The organism is Saccharicrinis sp. 156, assembly GCF_050589685.1.
In the GTDB taxonomy this organism is placed as follows: Bacteria; Bacteroidota; Bacteroidia; order Bacteroidales; family Marinilabiliaceae; genus Saccharicrinis.
Map to the genome: position 1 here is coordinate 91,213 of NZ_JBNGOS010000023.1, position 20,298 is coordinate 111,510.

Annotated in this window: 15 protein-coding genes; 12 read left to right on the forward strand and 3 right to left on the reverse strand. The window is 38.7% G+C overall.

Annotated features, from left to right (window positions below):
* Positions 1-65 precede the first annotated feature (65 nt).
* Together ACRD64_RS15215 and rpe are read left to right on the forward strand one after the other, a co-directional pair.
* The gene (locus ACRD64_RS15215) at positions 66-929 is read left to right on the forward strand and encodes a sigma-70 family RNA polymerase sigma factor (protein ID WP_430934305.1); all 864 of its coding nucleotides are present in this window, start codon (positions 66-68) and stop codon (positions 927-929) included.
* Between the two features lie 193 nt (positions 930-1,122).
* Positions 1,123-1,803, forward strand: coding sequence for a ribulose-phosphate 3-epimerase (gene rpe / locus ACRD64_RS15220; protein WP_430934306.1), 681 nt, complete (start codon positions 1,123-1,125; stop codon positions 1,801-1,803).
* A 110-nt stretch (positions 1,804-1,913) separates the two neighbouring features.
* Here rpe and ACRD64_RS15225 read toward each other — a convergent pair whose 3' ends face one another.
* On the reverse strand, positions 1,914-3,035 hold the full coding sequence (locus ACRD64_RS15225; RefSeq protein WP_430934307.1) for a hypothetical protein: 1,122 nt from the start codon (positions 3,033-3,035) through the stop codon (positions 1,914-1,916).
* Positions 3,036-3,187: 152 nt separating this feature from the next.
* Between ACRD64_RS15225 and ACRD64_RS15230 the strand changes: the two genes are divergently transcribed.
* Entirely contained in the window at positions 3,188-3,388 is a 201-nt protein-coding gene (locus tag ACRD64_RS15230; RefSeq protein WP_430934308.1) for a hypothetical protein, read from the forward strand.
* 5 nt (positions 3,389-3,393) lie between these two features.
* The gene (locus ACRD64_RS15235; RefSeq protein ID WP_430934309.1) at positions 3,394-3,732 is read left to right on the forward strand and encodes a DUF4136 domain-containing protein; all 339 of its coding nucleotides are present in this window, start codon (positions 3,394-3,396) and stop codon (positions 3,730-3,732) included.
* Positions 3,733-4,466: 734 nt separating this feature from the next.
* On the opposite strand, the gene ACRD64_RS15240 is transcribed toward ACRD64_RS15235, so the two are convergent.
* Positions 4,467-9,032 (reverse strand): translocation/assembly module TamB domain-containing protein, encoded by a 4,566-nt coding sequence (locus ACRD64_RS15240; protein ID WP_430934310.1) that lies wholly within the window; start codon positions 9,030-9,032, stop codon positions 4,467-4,469.
* Positions 9,033-9,240: 208 nt separating this feature from the next.
* Here ACRD64_RS15240 and tsaD point away from each other — a divergent pair, with 208 nt between their 5' ends.
* From tsaD to ACRD64_RS15280, 8 genes are all read left to right on the forward strand, one after another.
* On the forward strand, positions 9,241-10,260 hold the full coding sequence (gene tsaD, locus ACRD64_RS15245; RefSeq protein WP_430934311.1) for a tRNA (adenosine(37)-N6)-threonylcarbamoyltransferase complex transferase subunit TsaD: 1,020 nt from the start codon (positions 9,241-9,243) through the stop codon (positions 10,258-10,260).
* A gap of 122 nt (positions 10,261-10,382) precedes the next feature.
* Positions 10,383-10,673 carry a PqqD family protein gene (locus tag ACRD64_RS15250; protein WP_430934312.1) on the forward strand — a complete coding sequence of 97 codons (291 nt, stop codon included), beginning with the start codon at positions 10,383-10,385 and terminating at the stop codon, positions 10,671-10,673.
* A gap of 22 nt (positions 10,674-10,695) precedes the next feature.
* Positions 10,696-10,920, forward strand: a complete 225-nt coding sequence (locus ACRD64_RS15255; RefSeq protein WP_430934313.1) for a hypothetical protein — start codon at positions 10,696-10,698, stop codon at positions 10,918-10,920.
* A 9-nt stretch (positions 10,921-10,929) separates the two neighbouring features.
* Positions 10,930-11,832 carry a hypothetical protein gene (locus ACRD64_RS15260; RefSeq protein ID WP_430934314.1) on the forward strand — a complete coding sequence of 301 codons (903 nt, stop codon included), beginning with the start codon at positions 10,930-10,932 and terminating at the stop codon, positions 11,830-11,832.
* A gap of 1 nt (position 11,833) precedes the next feature.
* The gene (locus ACRD64_RS15265) at positions 11,834-12,301 is read left to right on the forward strand and encodes a hypothetical protein (protein ID WP_430934315.1); all 468 of its coding nucleotides are present in this window, start codon (positions 11,834-11,836) and stop codon (positions 12,299-12,301) included.
* Positions 12,302-12,368: 67 nt separating this feature from the next.
* The gene (locus ACRD64_RS15270) at positions 12,369-14,153 is read left to right on the forward strand and encodes an ABC transporter ATP-binding protein (RefSeq protein WP_430934316.1); all 1,785 of its coding nucleotides are present in this window, start codon (positions 12,369-12,371) and stop codon (positions 14,151-14,153) included.
* A gap of 960 nt (positions 14,154-15,113) precedes the next feature.
* A complete protein-coding gene (locus ACRD64_RS15275; protein WP_430934317.1) occupies positions 15,114-17,384 on the forward strand; it encodes a T9SS type A sorting domain-containing protein in 2,271 nt (756 codons plus the stop codon).
* A 287-nt stretch (positions 17,385-17,671) separates the two neighbouring features.
* Positions 17,672-19,819 (forward strand): T9SS type A sorting domain-containing protein, encoded by a 2,148-nt coding sequence (locus ACRD64_RS15280; protein ID WP_430934318.1) that lies wholly within the window; start codon positions 17,672-17,674, stop codon positions 19,817-19,819.
* Positions 19,820-20,111: 292 nt separating this feature from the next.
* Here the strand turns inward: ACRD64_RS15280 and ACRD64_RS15285 are convergent.
* A partial coding sequence (locus ACRD64_RS15285) for a hypothetical protein (RefSeq protein ID WP_430934319.1) occupies positions 20,112-20,298 on the reverse strand: 187 nt, incomplete at its 5' end.

Genomic DNA, 20,298 nt, shown 5'->3' on the forward strand with positions numbered 1-20,298 from the left:
CATAACATACTTTTTTTGTTATATTTACCGTAGATGTATTAACACAACACACTAAGCTCGAACCTATGCGACAACTTAAGATAACTAAACAGGTTACAAACAGAGAGACTCCATCGTTAGATAAATATCTTCATGAAATAGGAAAGGTAAAATTAATAACAGCCGAAGAGGAGGTTAAACTTGCCAAAAGAATTAAAGAAGGAGACCAAGTCGCATTGGAAACACTGATTAGCGCTAACCTTAGATTTGTGGTCTCAGTATCTAAACAATACCAAAACCAGGGTTTAAGCCTGCCAGATTTAATCAATGAGGGTAACCTTGGCTTAATAAAAGCAGCCCAGCGATTTGATGAAACCCGTGGTTTTAAGTTTATATCATATGCCGTTTGGTGGATTCGCCAATCTATTCTTCAGGCATTGGCTGAGCAAGCCAGGATAGTGCGGTTGCCCTTAAATAAAATTGGTTCCATGAATAAGGTAAACAACACCTTTTCTTTGCTTGAGCAAGAGTATCAGCGTGAACCTACCTCTGAAGAAATAGCCCAAACGTTAAACCTGGCCCCTAAAGAAGTGAAAGAGTCGCTGAAGGCGATGAGCAAGCATATTTCAATGGATGCGCCATTGCGTAAGGATGAAGATAATAACATGTACGACACCTTGTTGTCGACGGATTCAATAAGTCCGGATAACAAGCTTTTAACAGACTCTTTGCGAAGAGAAATTGACCGTTCTCTATCGACATTGTCGGCCAGGGAAGCGGATATTATTAGGTTATATTATGGATTAAACGGTGAGCCGCCGTACTCCCTGGAGGAGATTGGCAACTTATTTAACCTTACCAGAGAAAGGGTCAGACAAATCAAAGAAAAAGCCATAAAAAGGCTGAAACATACGTACAGGAGTAAAATCCTGCGTTCTTATTTGGGTTAACATGTACAAATTTGCGAGTAATAGTGGGTTTTGATTGGTTTCGAAACCCTTTTTTCTTACGTTATTCCTTACTACTTTTGATACGTGAAAAACAACGGAGTCAACGAGGTGTAATAACGAGTATTTTTTTTATTGTATTATGCTTTGGGCAAAGATGAACATTGAATATGATGAATCGTAAAAAAAAATAAAAATGAAGCACTTGTTAGCGCCATCTTTATTGGCGGCGGATTTTAGTAAGATGGAATCTCAAATTGAAATTATTAACAAAAGCGAGGCCGATTGGCTTCATCTGGATATTATGGATGGCCTGTTCGTTCCTAATATATCCTTTGGATTGCCAGTAATCAAATCCTTGCGTCCACATATCGAAAAACCGTTTGACGTACATTTAATGATCGTGGACCCTGACCGGTATATTACCGATTTTAAAAGAGCCGGTGCCGATTTGCTAAATGTCCATTATGAAGCATGTAATCATTTGCACCGAACCATTGATGCCATTAAAAAAGAAGGCATGCAGGCAGGGGTAACATTAAACCCTCATACGCCTGTTTTCCTGTTGGAAGAAATTATCACGGAAGTTGACCTGGTGTTGTTGATGTCGGTTAACCCGGGTTTTGGCGGGCAGAAGTTTATTGATAATACATATAAAAAACTGGCAGATCTTAAAAACCTAATTGAAAGAAAAGGGAGTCGAGCTTTAATTGAGGTAGATGGTGGTGTAACTATAGCAAATGCCCAGCAACTAATTAATGCAGGAGCTGATGTGTTGGTTGCCGGTAGTGCTGTGTTTAATGCGCCCAATCCGATTGAAGCGGTTAGAGAACTCAAGCATTCCCTACCCGAACCTCCATTGTCCGAATTGGTGTAACAGCCACGTAAATAGGTCATCGCATCGGTCAATAGCCAATGGTCGGTAGTATAAATACTTTTATTTCGCCATTTAATTATTAACCGATGACCGTTGACTAATTAACAATTTCAAAACATCTTTTTGTAACAACGTTTACGTTTGTGTTGAATATGCTCGAAAGATTTCCACATCTGAATAGCGACGTTATTATCCTCTAGCATGCCTGTTGTTTCAACAAACTTAATTCCGTCTGCGTTGGCTGTTGTCCACAAGTCGTTCATTAACAAAGAAACCCCGCCCATTTTCTGTAATTCCGGCTTTATCCCGGTCAGCATCAGGTCCATTTCCTTAGGTTTTGCCAGGGCTTTCTTTAAGTGCCACCATCCCAATGGTAACAATTTACCTTTTGCTTTTTGCAATGCTATAGATAACGAAGGCAGGGCTACCAGGAAGCCGGCCAGTTGATCCTCTTTGTCGAGCATTAGTTTTACGTAACGAGGGTTTACCGCCGGGAAAAATTTGTCGATGTAATACTTCACCAATCTGTCCGGCAATCTAAATGTGCCGAATAACCCAACAAAAGCGTCGTTGAAAACCTTGAATATCATTTCGCGATAAGGTTCCAGTTCGCTACTTTTGGTAAAGTTAAGTGTTTTTAATCCGTAGCGCTTTTTTATCATGGCCGCCACTTTAAACGCTTTTTCGGGTAAAGCATCCGGGAATGTAATCCTAAATTCTAACCAGTCACGTTCTTTTGTATACCCAAGCTTTTCAAAATGACCTTTATAATAATCGAAATGGTAATCACTGGCCATACAAGGGATTCTGTCATATCCTTCGATAAGTAATCCTGAATGATCGAGATTTGAGAACCCCAATGGTCCCATTACACCAACCATACCTTGAGATTTTAACCATTCTTCTGCCGTTTCTAACAACTGTTTAACTACCTCATGGTCGTTAATAAACTCAATACGCGTAATTCTGCCTATGTTCTCTTCTATCTTATCTATCCAAAGGGCATTAACTATGGCTCCAATTCTGCCAACTACCTTGCCATTCTTGTATGCCAGCCAAAATTTAGCTTTACAGAAATCGAATGCAGGATTCTTTTCGGGCGTAATAGAACTAAGTTCATCAGCCTTCATTGGAGGAACCCAGTATTGATTGTTTTTGTATAGTTGGTAAGGGAGTGCAACAAACTTCTTCCTCTGACCTTGGTCTATGACCTCCTCGATTATAATACTCATAACTGGTACTTGAATTTGTGCACGAAAATAATTAAAAATTATAACGTTTATACAACAAAATGGAACATTCAGGTAATATGATTAAACCATTTCGAAAAAAATACGTCAAAAGGAATATTAACAGTGAGCGTTCGAATTAAATTTTAGAGCATATGAAAAATGTATTTTTATTATTAGTCGTTGTATTGATGGCACTTAGCTGTTCTCCATATAAAACCATGGTTGATTATGATACAACAAAAGACTTCTCCGTTTATCAAACTTTTAATATTTTAAAGGGTAAACAACAAAAGGTATTGGTACAATATATGCCAATCGAGTTGCGAATTCCATTGAAAACCAACTGGGCATAAAAGGGATGAAGTATGCGGCTGCGGCTGATTTGTTTGTTAAGTTGGATTTTAAGGTGAAACAGAAAAAATATGTGCAATCCAATACTACGGCCGTAGGTACCCGTCCCGGATATTATCACAATGGACGTTATCACAGATATGGCTATTCGCATGGTTTTGCAACGACAACGCGCAGTATTGAATCGTATCCGGAAGGTACATTAATGGTAACGTTTATTGATCGTGAAAATAAAGATGTTGTTTGGGTGGGTGTTGCAAAAGGTGCATTTAGCCGAAAGGACATGGACGAAAAGATGGTGAATAAATTGGTTGAAGATTTGATGAAGGATTTTCCATCAATTTAGAAGTGATCATGATTATAGGGGTATGTCTGTTTTATCCATGCGGTTATTTTAAGCATGAAAAACAGACTATTGTTATTTTTGGAACAAATCATTTCCTTTAGTCCGTAACATTGAATTTTCATCCGGGATCTGTCATGGGGAATTTGAAAAATTCCTTCATGTCAGCAGGCATCAGTTGTCCCGATTGCTATCGGAATAGAAAATTTTACATGGCCATGTTTAAGAAATGTATAGATTGGGTTAGTCAAATTGGTATTTAGAAAAAGTCTAATGACAATTTCGGGTTGGTTTTTTCTGCCGTTTTTTGGGCTAAACGGCTAATGATCGGTTTATCTGTTAGCCGGGTTTAGTTGTCTCAAAAAGTATAACTGTGTACTTTTTTCCCGGATTATGTATTGGAGGTTCGTCATGAGCATGGCAAGTACAATAAAACAAGGCATTACTGAAACGAGGCATCACTTGTCCCGATTACTTTCGCGAGCATCGTTCTGGTGAGTTGAAGTGATGCAACGAAGTGTCTTGTTTTAAAGTAATTTCAATGTGTCATAGAATTTCTAATGCATATTGCGGGTTTATTTGGCTTCCTTGTCGGTTTGTTGAATATGTCAACTTAAAAATTTCAGCAGCAATATACATTGAATGCGGACCAATGACGGGGTTACTGTTGGTTGCTTTCCGGTGGAAATTAAATGATGGAAAAAGCTGCGGGATGTTACCGAAATTATCAGGTCAGTCTACTTGCTTACAGCTGTTGGCTGCTTTCTGTTGATTGTACCTGGTTGACCTTCTAAGGTAATTTCATCTTCTTTTTTACCTTTGCCTTTAAACCAATTCCAGTATTTACGGAGGAGTTCGCCAACAGTATCAAACTCTTCCTGATATGATAAACCTACCCCCTGTGTGGTCGGGGAGTTGTCAAAGCTAAAGTCGTCATTGCTGTGTGTGTAGGCTTTTGCGCGCAAACTGCCTGATTTGTTAAGTTTTACATCTAAGTCAAAATCCCCGACAATATTACTTGAATTTGCGTTGGTCGAACTTAATTTGCCATATTTTCCATATTCTACATTCCCGTTAAGTGTGACACGGTCGTTGAAGATCTGGGTGGATAAGGCAACTTCAATCTGTTCGCTCGATATTTCATCTTCAGGACGATAACTGATGCCCACATCCACATCTTCAATCATCTGTGAAACCAGGTTGCTCAGCTGTCCGGATAACAATTCGTAAGTGTACGTGTTTGCCAAGTTAGCGCTATTCACCGTGCTGCTGTTGCCACTGGCGGAGTTATAACTTGGGGTATAAAACTTATTTAATACCAACAGCGAAAGCACTTGTCTGTTCAGTTCTTCGTCTGTGCTAATGGCTTCTTGTATAATATTTTGAGTGCTCTGTTCGAGTGTTGGGGCCGTTATATTGAAATTAATTTTTGGTTGCGATAAACGTTCACTTAGTATCAGGTCGCAGTTAATGGGTACTCTGGTTGAAATGTCACTTTCCTCGCCGTATGAGCTGGATGTGCGGGTCAGGGGTTGTAAAGATGTTTTAAGCTTGTAGGTTGCTGTAATATCGATGATAGCATCATATGGGTCTCCTTCCCAAATTACACTTCCGCCTCTATTTATATTGAACCTTTTGTTTACGACATTCTCCAGCGAGAACAAATAGTCTCCTTTCTCAGCCTTATATTCGCCTAAGAAACTGACTTTGCCTTCTTTATTCATCTGTATTTGAAGATTACCTTTGCCCCAGCTTTTTAATACGTTACCGACCGTAGGATCAAAGATTACCTGGACTTGAGCATCCGGAGTAATTTCAACGCCCATATTTAAGGTGAAGTTAGACAAGTCTACTTTATATTCTTCTTCTTTTTTAATAGAAACAATTGAATTGGTATTCTTGGGGGAAACAAATCGAATGAAATTATTGTCGAGCGATTCCTCGTCATCGGAAATGGGTATGTAAAATTTTGTGTTTCTTTGTGTTTTGCCGTTTAAGTTAAGCTTTATGTCATATGTGGTCCCTTTTATCGCCATATCTCCTGTCGCATACACGGTGCCGTAATACAAGGGGTTGTCCTTGTTCTTTGTGTTGAGCAAAAGCATATTGTTGGCATGCACATATAAGTCAATGTTCATGTTTCTGAAATTCCGGTGATCAATATTTCCGTTAAATTTTCCCTTTTTCCCCTTTGGATCGGTAACGGTCATGTTTTTAAAATGAATCCTTTCGGGAGTAAATATAACGGAGTCCTCAATGTTAAAGGAACATTTTAGTAAATCCACATCAAACCTGGCTTTGTTGACATGGACACCCCCTTCAAGCCCTAAGCCATAATCGGTTTTTAACAACTTCATATTTCCCGAACCTGTCCCTTTCAGGTTTTGAATGACCTTGCTTGTGTATAGATTTATAAAGCTTAAGGGAAGGCTGTCTAAAGAAAAATTAAAATTAAAGTCCTTGTTGGAAGGTTTAAAATAACCCGTTCCCTTCAACGATTTAATATGGTTCTTTTCTATTAGGGCATTAACAATTACTGCTTTTTGCAAGTTGTTCCAATTGGATTCTACCGTTAAACGGCCAATGTCTTCTTCGTTTATTTTAAAACCATCAAGTGACAAGCTGCTTGTTATTATAGGTTGCGTTAAATCATTTTTTAATCGAATCCAACCATCCAATGTTCCGTTAAAAGTTAAGTTTTTAATGTTGAATAAAGAGGTCAGGTTATTTAAATCCATGTTTTGAATAAAGGTGACCAATGTGCCTTCTTTATCTTTGTAAATAGAGCCGTTAACATTAATTTCTTGATTGTGATGGTGGACTCTAAAAGTATTCACCCGAATTCCGGTGGGAGTAAGGCTGATTTCGGATTCCTGAACCTGCCATATAGAGTCTCTAACAGTAATGGTTGATGGCAATAGGTCAATTTTTGTGTATGTGGTTCCTTCTTTCGTTTTCCTTATTCGTGTTCGGGTGCGAATATTACCTCTGCTGGCTTTTTCTAATCTATCGTCCCAATTAATGTTAAGGTTAATAGAATCGTTGTTTACATATTGCGTGGCGTTAAAATTATGGAGGGGTAACAAGTTTTCTATACCCAATAATTCACTGGATACTTGAGTGTTCAGTTTATCTGTACCTGTTTTTAAATCAAGGGATAATTTTTTAGCGATTACCGAATTGTACTTAATCTCCCCAAAATCACCGGTCAGCTCTAGTTGATTATGATATCCATCCACACTACCAATAATCTCGCTACCGTCCGAAATCCTGATCTTCTGTGTAAAGGCTTCCAAAAGCGAGGAAAGTTCCTTTGTTTTTATAGCAAAGGCAAATTGGTCGGGATATTTGATTCGTTCTGAATGTGTAAATACTGAGGGAAGATATTGAGACAAAACTTGTCGAATGGCTTTGGGAATGGAGCTAATGTTAAAGTTACCGGAAAGTTCCGCGTCTAAAAGTGCAGAATTGACCGTTATTTTCTTGGGGAGCTGATCCTGTTCTGAAACAATAACCAGCGAATCCATAGTATGTTCTTCATGGTTAAGAAATATTTTTCCACTATGAAATAGTATATCTCCTGAAAGAGAATCTATATTTTTTCCGGATAATTTGGAATCTAGCCTAAGATCTATTTTGCTGTTGATCAGCTCCGGGGCTAAATTTAATTTATCTAACCTTACGTTGCTTAACGAAGCGCTAAAGTTAAATTGGGGGATTGTACTGCTAAAGTCAACTTTACCATTAAATAGAAGTTGGGCATTGGGATCATTTAGTCTTACTTTTCCATCAAATTTATTATTGGATATTAAGCCGTTAAGTTCAATTTTTTCGTATTTATACCCTTTTATGTCTATGGAATCGATAGTTCCTTTGATAAAAGAGTTAAATTCGTTTTTACCGGCTTTGTAACCTTGAACAGACACGTCCATGGATACCTTGTTCAGGTTGCTTTCTGAATTTAAAATCTTCCCAATGTTAAAACTTTCTGTGTTTATAAATCCGGAATAAACAAGTTTGTCATCATCTGTAATTTTAAGGCCAATGTCCGTGTTTATGGTTCCCAATGAGGTATTGAATTTTCCATATGCTACCAGGTTATCTATAAAACCGGAAAATTTGCCGCTATATTCGATATCTCCCATCTCTCCAAATGAATCCGGCAGTTTTATACTGGTTGAATTATCTCTCAAAGAAAACAGTTTAGAAATGTCACGGACATTGGTACTTAGTTTTTTTACATTTAAAAACAGATAGGAGTCTCTGAAATTGGGTAATCCGGTAATGTCGAAATGGGTTTGTAATTTAGTTCGATGGCCGGCATTTATAATTATGTTTCGACCTTTCAGGTCAGCTATAGTACCTTCAAAACTCCCTTTCAGACTAATTTTTTCCTGAAGTATGGGAAAGTTAGGAAATAAAATCTCAAGATCCCTATAGTCTGCCGAGAGAGAGTTAACCTGAATATCAATAGGCGCTTTGGTTAAAAAGTCTTGTTGTTGATAGGTGGAATCGTATTGTATGCTAAACTTTTTTAGGTTTATAAAAGATTGTTTGGCAACCAGAACAAAGTTGGAAAGGTCTAATCCTTTGGGGGATATCTTGAAGTTTCCGTTGGCCTCTTTTATAACCAGTCCGGATTTTTCTTGTGCCGAGAAATTTTTGATTCGAAAAGAAAAGTTTTCATCCTTTATTTTTATCCGGTCAACTTGGAGGTTAAAGGGTGATATTTGTAAACGGTTTGCGTTAAACTTGGACCTGGGGGTGTGAGAAGTTTTTTTTGTGAATGAAATGGCACTGTTCTTCAAATGAATGCCATTGATATTGTAATTCCAGCTGCTTTTCTTGACTTTTGTTTTGAGTAACGAATCTATAATAAAAGAATAATTGTTTCCTGCGGAGTCCGAGGTAATATCAGTTTTAAGTTTGTTAATGGAAATAGAACCCAGGTAAACTTGCCTGTCCGCAAAAACAATGCTGTCGATCGGCGCTATAAGTTTGTCCAGATACAATAAAGAATCTTGCTGTCCATCTTTTACCAACACTTCATTTAATACCAGTTTTTTAATGGGGTAAAAACGAATGTTGCCAATTGAGACCTCCGTTCCTAAATCTTCAGAAAGCCTTTGGGTTAGAACATGGCCGATTGAGTTTTGCACACCGGGTAATAGCACCACAAAATATAATAATATCGGTGATATTATCAGCGCTAGGATGGAATAGAATAATATTTTATAGGAATTTTTAATAGCTTTGTCCTTTAATTTGCAAAAATAGGTAAAAAAGGTCTTAAATAAACACATTAACCTGAACTATTCATAAACTCATTTAAATATGAATAAAGTTCCGGTTAACCCCGACATAGCTGAAGGTAAACTTTTTAAAAAAAGTTTTTACTGAAACCTAGTCGCTGTAAGAGACCGGAATAATTTTTGAATTATCCGGGTTAAAAAGGCCACCTGAAAAGTATAGACAAATATTGTGCAAAAAATGTTAATTCACGTGTAAATTATGAGTGTATATATTTTAGGAATAGAATCGTCTTGCGACGATACTTCTGCGGCGGTTTTTAGGGATGAAACAATATTGTCGAACAAAATTGCCAACCAGGAGGTACACAAAGAGTATGGGGGGGTGGTCCCTGAATTGGCTTCAAGGGCGCATCAGCAAAATATTATACCCGTAGTTGATAAAGCATTAAAGGAAGCAGGGGTTAAAGTTGCCGATATAAATGCCGTAGCATTTACCAGGGGGCCGGGATTGATGGGCTCGCTCCTGGTAGGAACTTCTTTTGCCAAGGGTTTTGCACTGGCGAACAATATTCCATTGCTAGATGTCAACCATCTGCACGCGCATGTATTGGCCCATTTTATCAAAGAACCTGATCAGGAATCGAATCATCCTGACTTTCCTTTTCTGTGTTTGTTGGTGTCAGGGGGCAATAGCCAAATAGTATTGGTAAAAGATTACATGCATATGGAAGTGGTTGGGCAAACCATCGACGATGCGGCAGGGGAGGCTTTTGACAAATGTGCCAAGGTGATGGGGCTGCCTTATCCCGGGGGGCCATGGATAGACAAACTGGCAAAGGAAGGCAATCCTGAAGCCTTTAGCTTCGCCAAGCCAAATATTAAAGACTACGATTACAGTTTTAGCGGACTGAAAACATCTTTCCTATATTTTTTAAGGGATCAGGTTAAAGTAAATCCAGACTTCATAGAGGAGAACAAAAATGACCTTTGTGCTTCTTTGCAAAGCACCATTGTTGACATACTTTTAAATAAACTAGTGAAAGCTGCCAGTGATCTGAAAATCAGTCAAATTGCATTGGCAGGGGGGGTCTCGGCCAATTCTGGATTACGTAACGGACTGGAAATGCTGGCAAAGAAGAAGAAATGGGAAACCTTTATACCTAAGTTTGCGTATACCACCGACAATGCTGCTATGGTTGCTATTACAGGTTATTACAAATTTCTGGCTAAGGAGTTTGTTACGCATGATACGACTCCTTTTTCGCGCGTGGTGTTTTAATGTTAAAGAAATCATTATTGGCAATTTACATTGTGTACTTTGTCAAAACTTTTTAATGAAAAGAATAGGGTGCAATGGATCATTGGAATTTTTTTTACTTTTGTTCCGGAATCTGAAAATGTATGGATGTAACACTTGTTTATGCTAAAAACGATGGTTTTGTGGAAAAAGCCATTGGTGACGAAAAGGTATTGGTTCCGTTGACTGATAATGTGGCCAATATGAACAAGGTGTACAATTTAAATGAGGTTGCCTCCTTCATTTATGACCATATTGATGGTGTAAAATCGATAGCGGATTTAAGATCAGCATTAATTAAAAACTATGAAGTAGCCGAAGAGGTTGCTTTAAACGATATTAAGCATTTTATTACCGATATGGTTAATAACGGGGTTTTATTCACAAAACAATAGTTGGGAATAAAATTATATTTTGATGGAAAGGGAATTCACAGAAAAAAAAATATACTCGAAGCCTCAACTGGAGATAATTGATGTTGACCACGAGATATCATTGATGATGGTATCTGACGGTGATCCACCTCCACCTCCAATTGTAGGTGGCGTAAATTCTACATCTTCACCTTCGCCATTGAAATCTACGGCACCCTCAGCCGTGAGTAACCCCTTTGGAAGTAGTACCCCAGATTATTCCAACTAACCCAGCCGTATGGATTTAACTGGTGAAAGCTTTCAGTTAAGCATATCCGATATGATTCTGGAATTTAAATCGTATTCGGAAAAGATTCGTCTTGACGCTCAAGGGCAGGTAAAACATTTTGTATGCAGTAAATGTACCAAGCCGGATTATAGCTTTAATTATTCAACGGTTGATGAGCATACTTTGGAGGATGCTACTGTGGTTTTTACGGGGCAGCCCGGGCATAATGAACTTCTGAATTACAATTGGGAAGTTTTAATGCGGGATCAAGCCATTTATATTCGGGTTAATTTTGTTGATCATGCGGATATTTTATCTATTCTGGCCAAAGTTTCAAAAAACTCAACTATTGTCGGCGTAGAACTGGTTTTGCATAACCTTTCAGCTGATGTTGTTTCTGTAGATCCCTTGATTCACCCTTTGGGATCGCTCATCCTCTTGTATCTTACGCATTGGAAAAACGGATTGCTGATACATGCTTCCGGTGTATTGGATAAAAACGAAGCATATTTGTTTACGGGGGTCTCGGGTATTGGTAAATCTACCATGGCAAGGCTATGGAAAGAATCGGGAGCTGCAGTATTAAACGATGACAGGTTGGTTATTCGACGCATCGATGGAAGGATTATGGTATATAATAATCCCATGCCGTACTATGCGCAGCGCCCTTTACGAGGAGAGCTTAAAAAGATTTTTCTTTTAAAGCAATCACTACACAATTACATTACACCATTAAAAGGGGTTGCTGCATACTCCAGGGTGCTGGGTAACTTTATTCAGCAGTTCTACCAGAAAGAAATGGTGCAACGACATCTTGAAATTGTGGAACAAACCATTAACTTGGTTGACGTTTATGAAGTTGGTTTTAAACCGGATCAGGATATAGTGGAGATGATCAGGGAAATGGATTAAGATGGATAAAAAAGTAAAGGATAAAATCATATTTTCCAAGACTTTGAGATCAATGCTCGATGCCGAGTTGAGTGTGGATGTACCCGTGTTTGGGTTGAGTATGTTTCCTTTTTTTTTACCCGGCGACGTGATCAGGGTTGTTAAAGCCACTGAAAGTAAACTGTCTGTAGGTGATATGATTGTTTTTGGTTCGGGCAATAAATTGGTGGCTCACAGGCTCATTAAATTAAAACTGGATCAAGGAATCGTCATCGCCAAGGGAGATGGCCTTATTAAGAGAGATGCGATCGTTAACGCGAAAGAGGTTATCGCCGTTGCCATAAATCACTATCGAAATAATCAAGAAATTAAGTGGAGTAACCAACGTTTTGTGAAAAAAGCCCTTAGCTTGTTATCGCCTGTGCTGGGGTATGTATTTTTTTATATGGCAAGAATTTGGTGCAAAATGAAGGATTCAAAACAAACCTAAAGGATAGTGCCCGTTTTATTTTTTGTAGAAAAATACCGCAAATAATGAGTATGTTAGTGCCTGTAATATGAAAGTTAAAAGAAGTAATATTGTACGATCCTTATTATTAATCTGGCAGAGTTCTCGCAAGTGGACTGTTGTTAACGCGCTAGTTGTGCTGCTTAAGGGAGTAGTCCCGCTCCTATTGATCTTTATTATTCAACGGTTGGTAGATAAGATCGGAGGAGTGGTGTCTGCGGGAAATAAAGAGGAGGCCTTCGTATCTGTATTACAGGTGTTAATTTTTGCGGGCGGTGTATTTATGTTAAACGCTGTTTTGAATTCAGTAGCAGGGATTGTGAGGGAAAAACATTCTTATTTTATCAATGATGCCGTACAGGATTTGATTCATCATAGAACCGTGAATCTTGATTTTGTTAATTATGATGATTATAACTTTCAGAATGTGTACTATAGAGCCATTAATGAAGCGACCTATAGGCCATCAAGAATATATTACGGATTCATTCATTTAATTCAGAATGCTATAACATTATTGTTGATAGCAGGTTTGTTAGCCGGTTTACATTGGTTGATGTTATTCGGATTGGTGGTAGTGGCGGTTCCCGTGGTTATGATCCGGTTAAAATTTTCCCACAAAATATTTTCGTTCAAAAGGGAGCATACCCAAGAAGAGCGATATGTTAATTATTACAACCGACTGCTTACAGGTAAAGAATTCGCAAAGGAGCTCAGGGTATTTAATTTGTCACGGCTGTTTAAAAAAAAGTACGAAAAGGGTAAAGTAGAACTTCGTTCCAAACAGTTTAATTTGTTAAAGTTGAAAACCTGGTACGAATTGGTTTTGCAGTTAATTACTGCGGTTGCATTAATAATTGTGTTTGGATATATTTCTGTGGAGGCCATTGATGGAAACATTTCACAAGGAGAGATGGTCATGTATTTTCTGGCATTGTATAGGGGATATAGTTTTTTGCAGGATTTTCTGGGACAGATATCCGGACTTTATGAAGATGGCTTATTCGTAAAAAACCTGTTTGAGTTTGTGGATTATGAAGTCATCCCCAATAAACACGACAAAGCAGCTTTGTTTCCAAAGCCAATGAAAGAAGGTATCACGATTCAGGAGGTAAGTTTTAAATATCCCAATAGTTCCAGACATGTATTTAAAAATCTTAGTTTAAAAATAAAGAAAGGCGAAACAATAGCCTTGGTCGGTGCCAATGGGGCGGGGAAATCTACTTTGGTTAAATTGCTTTGCGGACTTTATCAGCCAGATAGCGGCAATATTTTAATGGATGACATATCCATGTCAGATATTACCCGGGATTCTATTGCCGAAAATATAAGTGCCGTCTTTCAGGACTTTATGTTATATAATGTGAGTGCCAGGGAAAATATCTGGATAGGAAATATTGCAAAATCACCGGATGACAAGGAGGTTGTTTTAAGTGCCCGGAAATCAGGCGTGCATCAATTAATAACGGATCTTCCCAAAGGATATGAAACGCAGTTGGGTACGTTGTTTAAAGACAGTGAAATGTTAAGTGTGGGAGAGTGGCAACGGATAGCCTTATCCCGATCGTTTTTTAATGATGCACAGTTGGTGATACTCGACGAGCCTACCAGTTCGCTGGATGCATTTACCGAGGCAAAACTGATCGAAAACTTTAAAGCTATTACAGAAGGACGCACAGCAATTATAGTGAGTCATCGCATGTCAACGATTCATATTGCGGACAGGATAATTGTATTAAACGATTATGGCGTAGCTGAAGAAGGAAGCCCCGAAGAATTAATAAAACGAAAAGGGGCGTTTTACGAAATGATGAGATCTGTAGGAAAAGATTAGCCCAATGTTTCCAACTAAGTGAAACCCTTGTTTAATGTACCCGGATTCTGTATTAGAAGCACGTAATGAGCATTTGAATAACCTAAAACAAGGCGTTGCAGAAACGAAGCATGGCGCCGCTCCGGTGATTGAAGCAACTCAGTAAAACGACTTGTTTTGAAGTAGCTTAATTGGGTATCAGGATTTCCAATGCATATGGCGGGTTTTGTCAGGTATCTTCAAAAGCCGGCAATAAATATTACTATTTGATCATTGCTCCGCTCAGCATTGCCAAGCAAGCTTGTCACAGCCTTCGCTTAACGCAATAATTATTTTATGATTATTGCTCCGCTCAGCATTGCCAAGCAAGCTTGTCACTGCCTTCGCTTAACGCAATAATTATTTTATGATCATTGCTCCGCTTAGCATTGCCAAGCAAGCTTGTCACTGCCTTCGCTTAACGCAATAATTATTTTATGATTATTGCTCCGCTCAGCATTGCCAAGCAAGCTTGTGACTGCCTTCGCTTAACGCAATAATTATTTTATGATTATTGCTCCGCTCAGCATTGCCAAGCAAGCTTGTCACAGCCTTCGCTTAACGCAATAATTATTTTATGATTATTGCTCCGCTCAGCATTGCCAAGCAAGCTTGTCACTGCCTTCGCTTAACGCAATAATTTACCGGACATGGGTGGTTTGGTAAAGGATTTATGGTTTTTGCCATGACAAAAACTAATCACAGTATAACTGAGTATATTAACGCAGATGTTAAGATTTTTGTGGGATGGAAAATACTTGTTGTTGAAAAAATCTATTTTTCTGCCTTTGGAGTGTAACAAAAATCTATAGTTACGTACAAATGAGTGTTGGGGTATTTAAAAACATCTTAAACAAAAAAAATATAGCTTCTAACAGAGGTTGTTTTTTGTATGGATGTTCTTGTAGAATCTGGCTTGTATCGTATGTAATTTATTGATTTATGAAAAAGATTTTTGTATTAGTTCTGTTAATATTATTCGCAGGGATAAGTGGCGTTAAGGCGGGTGATGAGATTACCGGCAGTTTAGCAGATCCGACCACACTTAAAAAGGATTGGGAAATAAAATCAGGAAAAACCGTAGATGCTGCGGGTGATTTGACTTCTAATAAGGAGGGAACCGTGGAAGGGAAATTAACTGTAGCCAAAGATTTTGAAGCTACAAAGTTGTTGGCAATAAAATCAGGAGCTTATGTTGAAGTGTTTGGGAGCATGATAGCGAAATATGTAAAATTAGAGGAGGGTGGAACTCTTATTGTACATGGCGATTTGGATTTGAATAACTCTGGTTTTGGGGTACATGAAATTAAAGGAACCGTGGTTGTAGCGGGCCATGTGAATATTACTGATTTTAAGATTTTAAAAGAATCCACAATGGTGGTTGGCGGGGATTTAGTAATTGAAAATAAGGGTGAAACAACTTATGAAGGTGGCGCGGAAATTTATGTGATTGGCAGCACAAGTGATGCCTCAGGTAATAATATTGATAATGACGTTCGCGGACAGGAACAACTGGAACAAATTGCAGAAGGCAATACAATTCTTAATAATATTATTGAAGATATAGGGATAGTGAAAAAAACCTATTATTCATGTGCAACGGGTAATCACTCTAACGTCTTAAATTGGCGTTCAGAAACGGATGGCTCAGGAAGTGAACCTTTAGATTTCGCAACTGACAATCAAAATTATGTGATCCAGCATGGTCATACAATCACATGCAGCGGAGCTTGGGCCCTAGGTGGGGTTAATGATATTACAGTTAAAGCAGGAGGCAAGCTTATTTTTGAAGCAGGAAGCCAGTTAACCCTTAATGGGGATTTGGTGATTGAATCAGGTGCTAAATTTATAATTGAAAATACCACAAATAAACCATCGTCTATTCTGGTAAAAGGGGATGTGCCGGGAGCCGGAGAAGCAACCGTTAAATGGAACGGCATAAGTGATTCTAAATGGTGGTATATCGGTCTTTCGGCAATGCCTTCATCCGGATTGAAACTGTGCAATGATGATGATGATGATGATGATGATGATGATGATGACTTACAGGATGGATATTTCCTTTATAATTATGTTGGGTCCAGTTTTGCAAAATTAAACGGTGCTAGCCATAATTTTACGGAGCCATTGGATGGTTATGCCTTTGGTGTCAGGAATGGTTATCCGGGCAATTTATCTTATTCGGGAACGTTAAACAATGAGGCGGAATATACAATTTCCAATTTGGACGAAGGATGGTACCTGGTGGCAAATCCTTACCCTGCATTTATTGATATTTTAAGTGCCGATAACACTTTTACAAACCTGGACCCATCTTATTATTCCACCTATATTTGGGCGGGAACGGATTATGCAACCTGTAACCTGGCAGACGGAGGTGTTTCCGGTGGAGGTTCAAGATTTATTCCTCCCGGACAATCTTTTTGGGTCAAGATCGGTGCTGGTGGCAATGGAAGCATTACCTTAAGCAAATCGGCGCTGGAGCATCAGCCTTCTGTTACGCTTAAAAGCGCTGGTTCGGTTGAAACAGATGTGATTCGACTCCGTTTGTTAAATAATAACACGGACAATGAAGCAGTTATTGCATTTAAAGCGTATGGGGCTTATGATTTTACAGTTTATGACTCCCAAAAAAGGATGGTTGGCGGTGCTGCCGGAAACCTATATACGGTTAAAGACGACAGGTATGCGGTCATTAACTCTATGCCGCTTAATTTTGATAGCGAGATTATTCCTCTTGGTTATAAGGTGGCAGAGTCAGGTATGGCCGAATTTACCATTCAGGTAGGCGATTTGGCAGGCTTTAATTCAAATGTTGATATTTATTTAGAGGACAAAGAGGAAGATATTACGATTAACTTAAGAGAGCAAGGTAGTTACATCTTTACACCAACTGTTGCCCATTCTGACGACCGTTTTGTTATTCGTACCGAGTTATCAGGTGTAACAACGGATGTAATAAAAGAAGATGCATCATCGGATATTAATGTTTTTTCTATTGCGCAAGAGCTGATCGTATTGGTAACAGAGGATTTATTAAGAGAAAACCACCGAAGCATACAGGTGTTTAATGTGTCCGGGCAGTTAGTCAATCAAGTTGAGCCAAATAAACTACGTACGACCATTGAATTGCCCGATGCAAATGGCATTTATATGGTCAGAGTAAAGAGTGGAAATAAGTTAAGTAAACATAAAGTAGGGATGTTCAAATAATGATCCTGACCAATAGCGATACATAAAACACTGAACAGGAAATTCAAAATAAAATTTGACTTGCACTAGCATGATATAATACAACACTAGTTATGTTTATGGATGGACAGTGCGTGTTGATGACTGGATAATATCAGAGGTATGAAGTCAAATACGATAAAAAATGAGCTGTTTATGTAGTAATAACATACATTCGTCAATGCGACTTTAAAATTCGAAACCTTTAAAGCTATGCTTTCGTTTAAGAGCACAATAGGAAATTAGACTTGAGTTTTATAATTAAGCATATGAAAAAAATAAATACTTTACTGTTGTTGTGCACTTTGAGCGTCAGCATATTTGCAGGATCAATAACTGTTAATGATGGAGACGATATAGTAAAGGCACCTTCTCAGGTTCAAGGGGATAACGTTACCGTTAAAAATGGAGGTAGATTAACGGTTACCGGGGATGTATACTTTCAGAAGAAACTGGTAGTTGAGGCTGGAGGAACATTAGTCATTCAAGGGAGCTTGCGGGAAATTGCATCTGGTAATGAGTCATATTTATCGGGAAATGTAATTGTTTTGGGTGATCTTACACTAGCTAATGTAGATATGTTGTCTGATGCTAATATTATAATAACAGGAGAGGTAGCAGTGTATGGGAATAAAACGGATGTGTCGGCAAATGCTGATATATATGCTATTAACGACGAAAATCCTTTGATTATAGGGGTTGATAGTAACGATCTATCATTAGATGATATTAAAACAGGGGATGATTTGATTAGTGATCTCGGTGGAGATGATTCAGGTCTTCTGTTTTTAGTAGATGATTTGATGGAGGAGATAATATCAGTAGCAAAAACTAATACCTGGAATGGTGATACTTCTGAGGCATGGACCACAGGTGCGAATTGGTCATTATCAGATGAACCCAAAGCATTCGATATTGTGGTTGTTGCTAATGCCGGGTCATCGCCGGTTATTAACGGTGGGTCAATTATGGTAGGTAATTTAACCATTAATGAAAATGCAACATTAACTATTGGAGGTGGTTGCCAGTTAACGATTAACGGTAACCTTACCATTAATGGAGATTTGGTTATTAATAATACAGCAGATAATCCCACACCAATCATTGTAAAAGGGGAAGTGCTGGGAGCCGGAGAAGCAACCGTTAAATGGAACGGCATAAGTGATTCTAAATGGTGGTATATCGGTCTTTCGGCAATGCCATCATCCGGATTGAAACTAAGTGATGATGATGGGAACGAAGTACAAAACGGATATTTCCTCTATAATTATGTTGGGGCCAGTTTTGCAAAATTAAACGGTACTACCTATAATTTTACGGAGCCATTGGATGGTTATGCCTTTGGTGTTAGGGATGGTTATCCGGGCAATTTATCTTATTCGGGAACCTTAAACAATGAGGCGGAATATACAATTTCCAATTTGGACGAAGGATGGTACCTGGTGGCAAATCCTTACCCTGCATTTATTGATATTTTAAGTATCGACCACGCCTTTACAAACCTGGACCCATCTTATTATTCCACCTATATTTGGGCGGGAACGGATTATGCAACCTGTAACCTGGCAGACGGAACTGTTTCGGGTGGAGGTTTAAGGCATATTGCTCCCGGACAATCTTTTTGGATCAAGATCGGTGCTGGTGGCAATGGAAGTATTACTTTAAAAAAATCCGCTCTCCAGCATCAGCCTTCTGTTACGCTTAAAAGTGCTGGTTCGGTTGAAACAGATGTGATTCGACTCCGTTTGTTAAATAATAACACGGACAATGAAGCAGTCATTTCATTTAAAGCGTATGGGGCTTATGATTTTACAGTTTATGACTCCCAAAAAAGGATGGTTGGCGGTTCTGCCGGAAACCTATATACGGTTAAAGACGACAGGTATGCGGTCATTAACTCTATGCCGCTTAATTTTGATAGCGAGATTATTCCTCTTGGTTACAAGGTGGCAGAGTCAGGTATGTCCGAATTTACCATTCAGGTAGGCGATTTGTCAGGCTTTAATTCAAATGTTGATATTTATTTAGAGGACCTGGACGCAGGAGTAACCATTAACTTAAGAGAGCAAGGTAGTTACACCTTTGCACCAACTGCAGCCCATTCTGACGACCGTTTTGTTATCCGTACTGAGTTATCAGGTGTGACAACAGATGTAGCGGAAAATGAACCTGAAGTTTCTAAGAGCAATGTAATAATTTATGCGGTCAACCAAAAGGCATTTGTAAAGGTAACCGAAGAGGTTTTAAGGGGTAAAGACCGGTTAATTCAGGTCTATAACCTCGCTGGTCAGTTGATGGCGCAACACGAGTTGCATTCAACCGAAACTGAATTTGATATGCCTGCCGTTCAGGGGATGTATATTATCAGGGTAAGTGTTGATAAATCCTCTTATCAGGAAAAGGTGGTGGTCTATTAACAGGAATACAATGCTATCTGCCTTATGGCAGCAGTTGATACAAACGGGGGCTTTACTGAGGTAAGGTCCTTTTTGTTTTTATCACCCGGACCCCATGCTCTGCCAAAAGATGGAAGAGTATCGGGGTTAAATTCGGTAAGTGAAATTTATAAGGCATTGTAATTTTACTATTAAAGATGCGAGTCTTAATATTTTACATGTAACATGTACAGTCATTCTTTTACCGAAAATCCTCGGAACAAACTATCGCCATTATACCAAAACAAATAAGTCCACCTAAAGGCTATAAATGCTATGTTATCCCCAGGCATAGATCGATGCTGACTCCTCGGAATTGGTTGCGGAAAGATATTTGGTATTTGTTGGCTTTTCGCTGTGAGGATTCAGGTGCCAGTCTCATTAAACCCGGATTATGCATTAGAACTTCGTCGTGAACATTGAAAGTGCAATAAAACAAGGCTTTACTGAAACGAGGCATA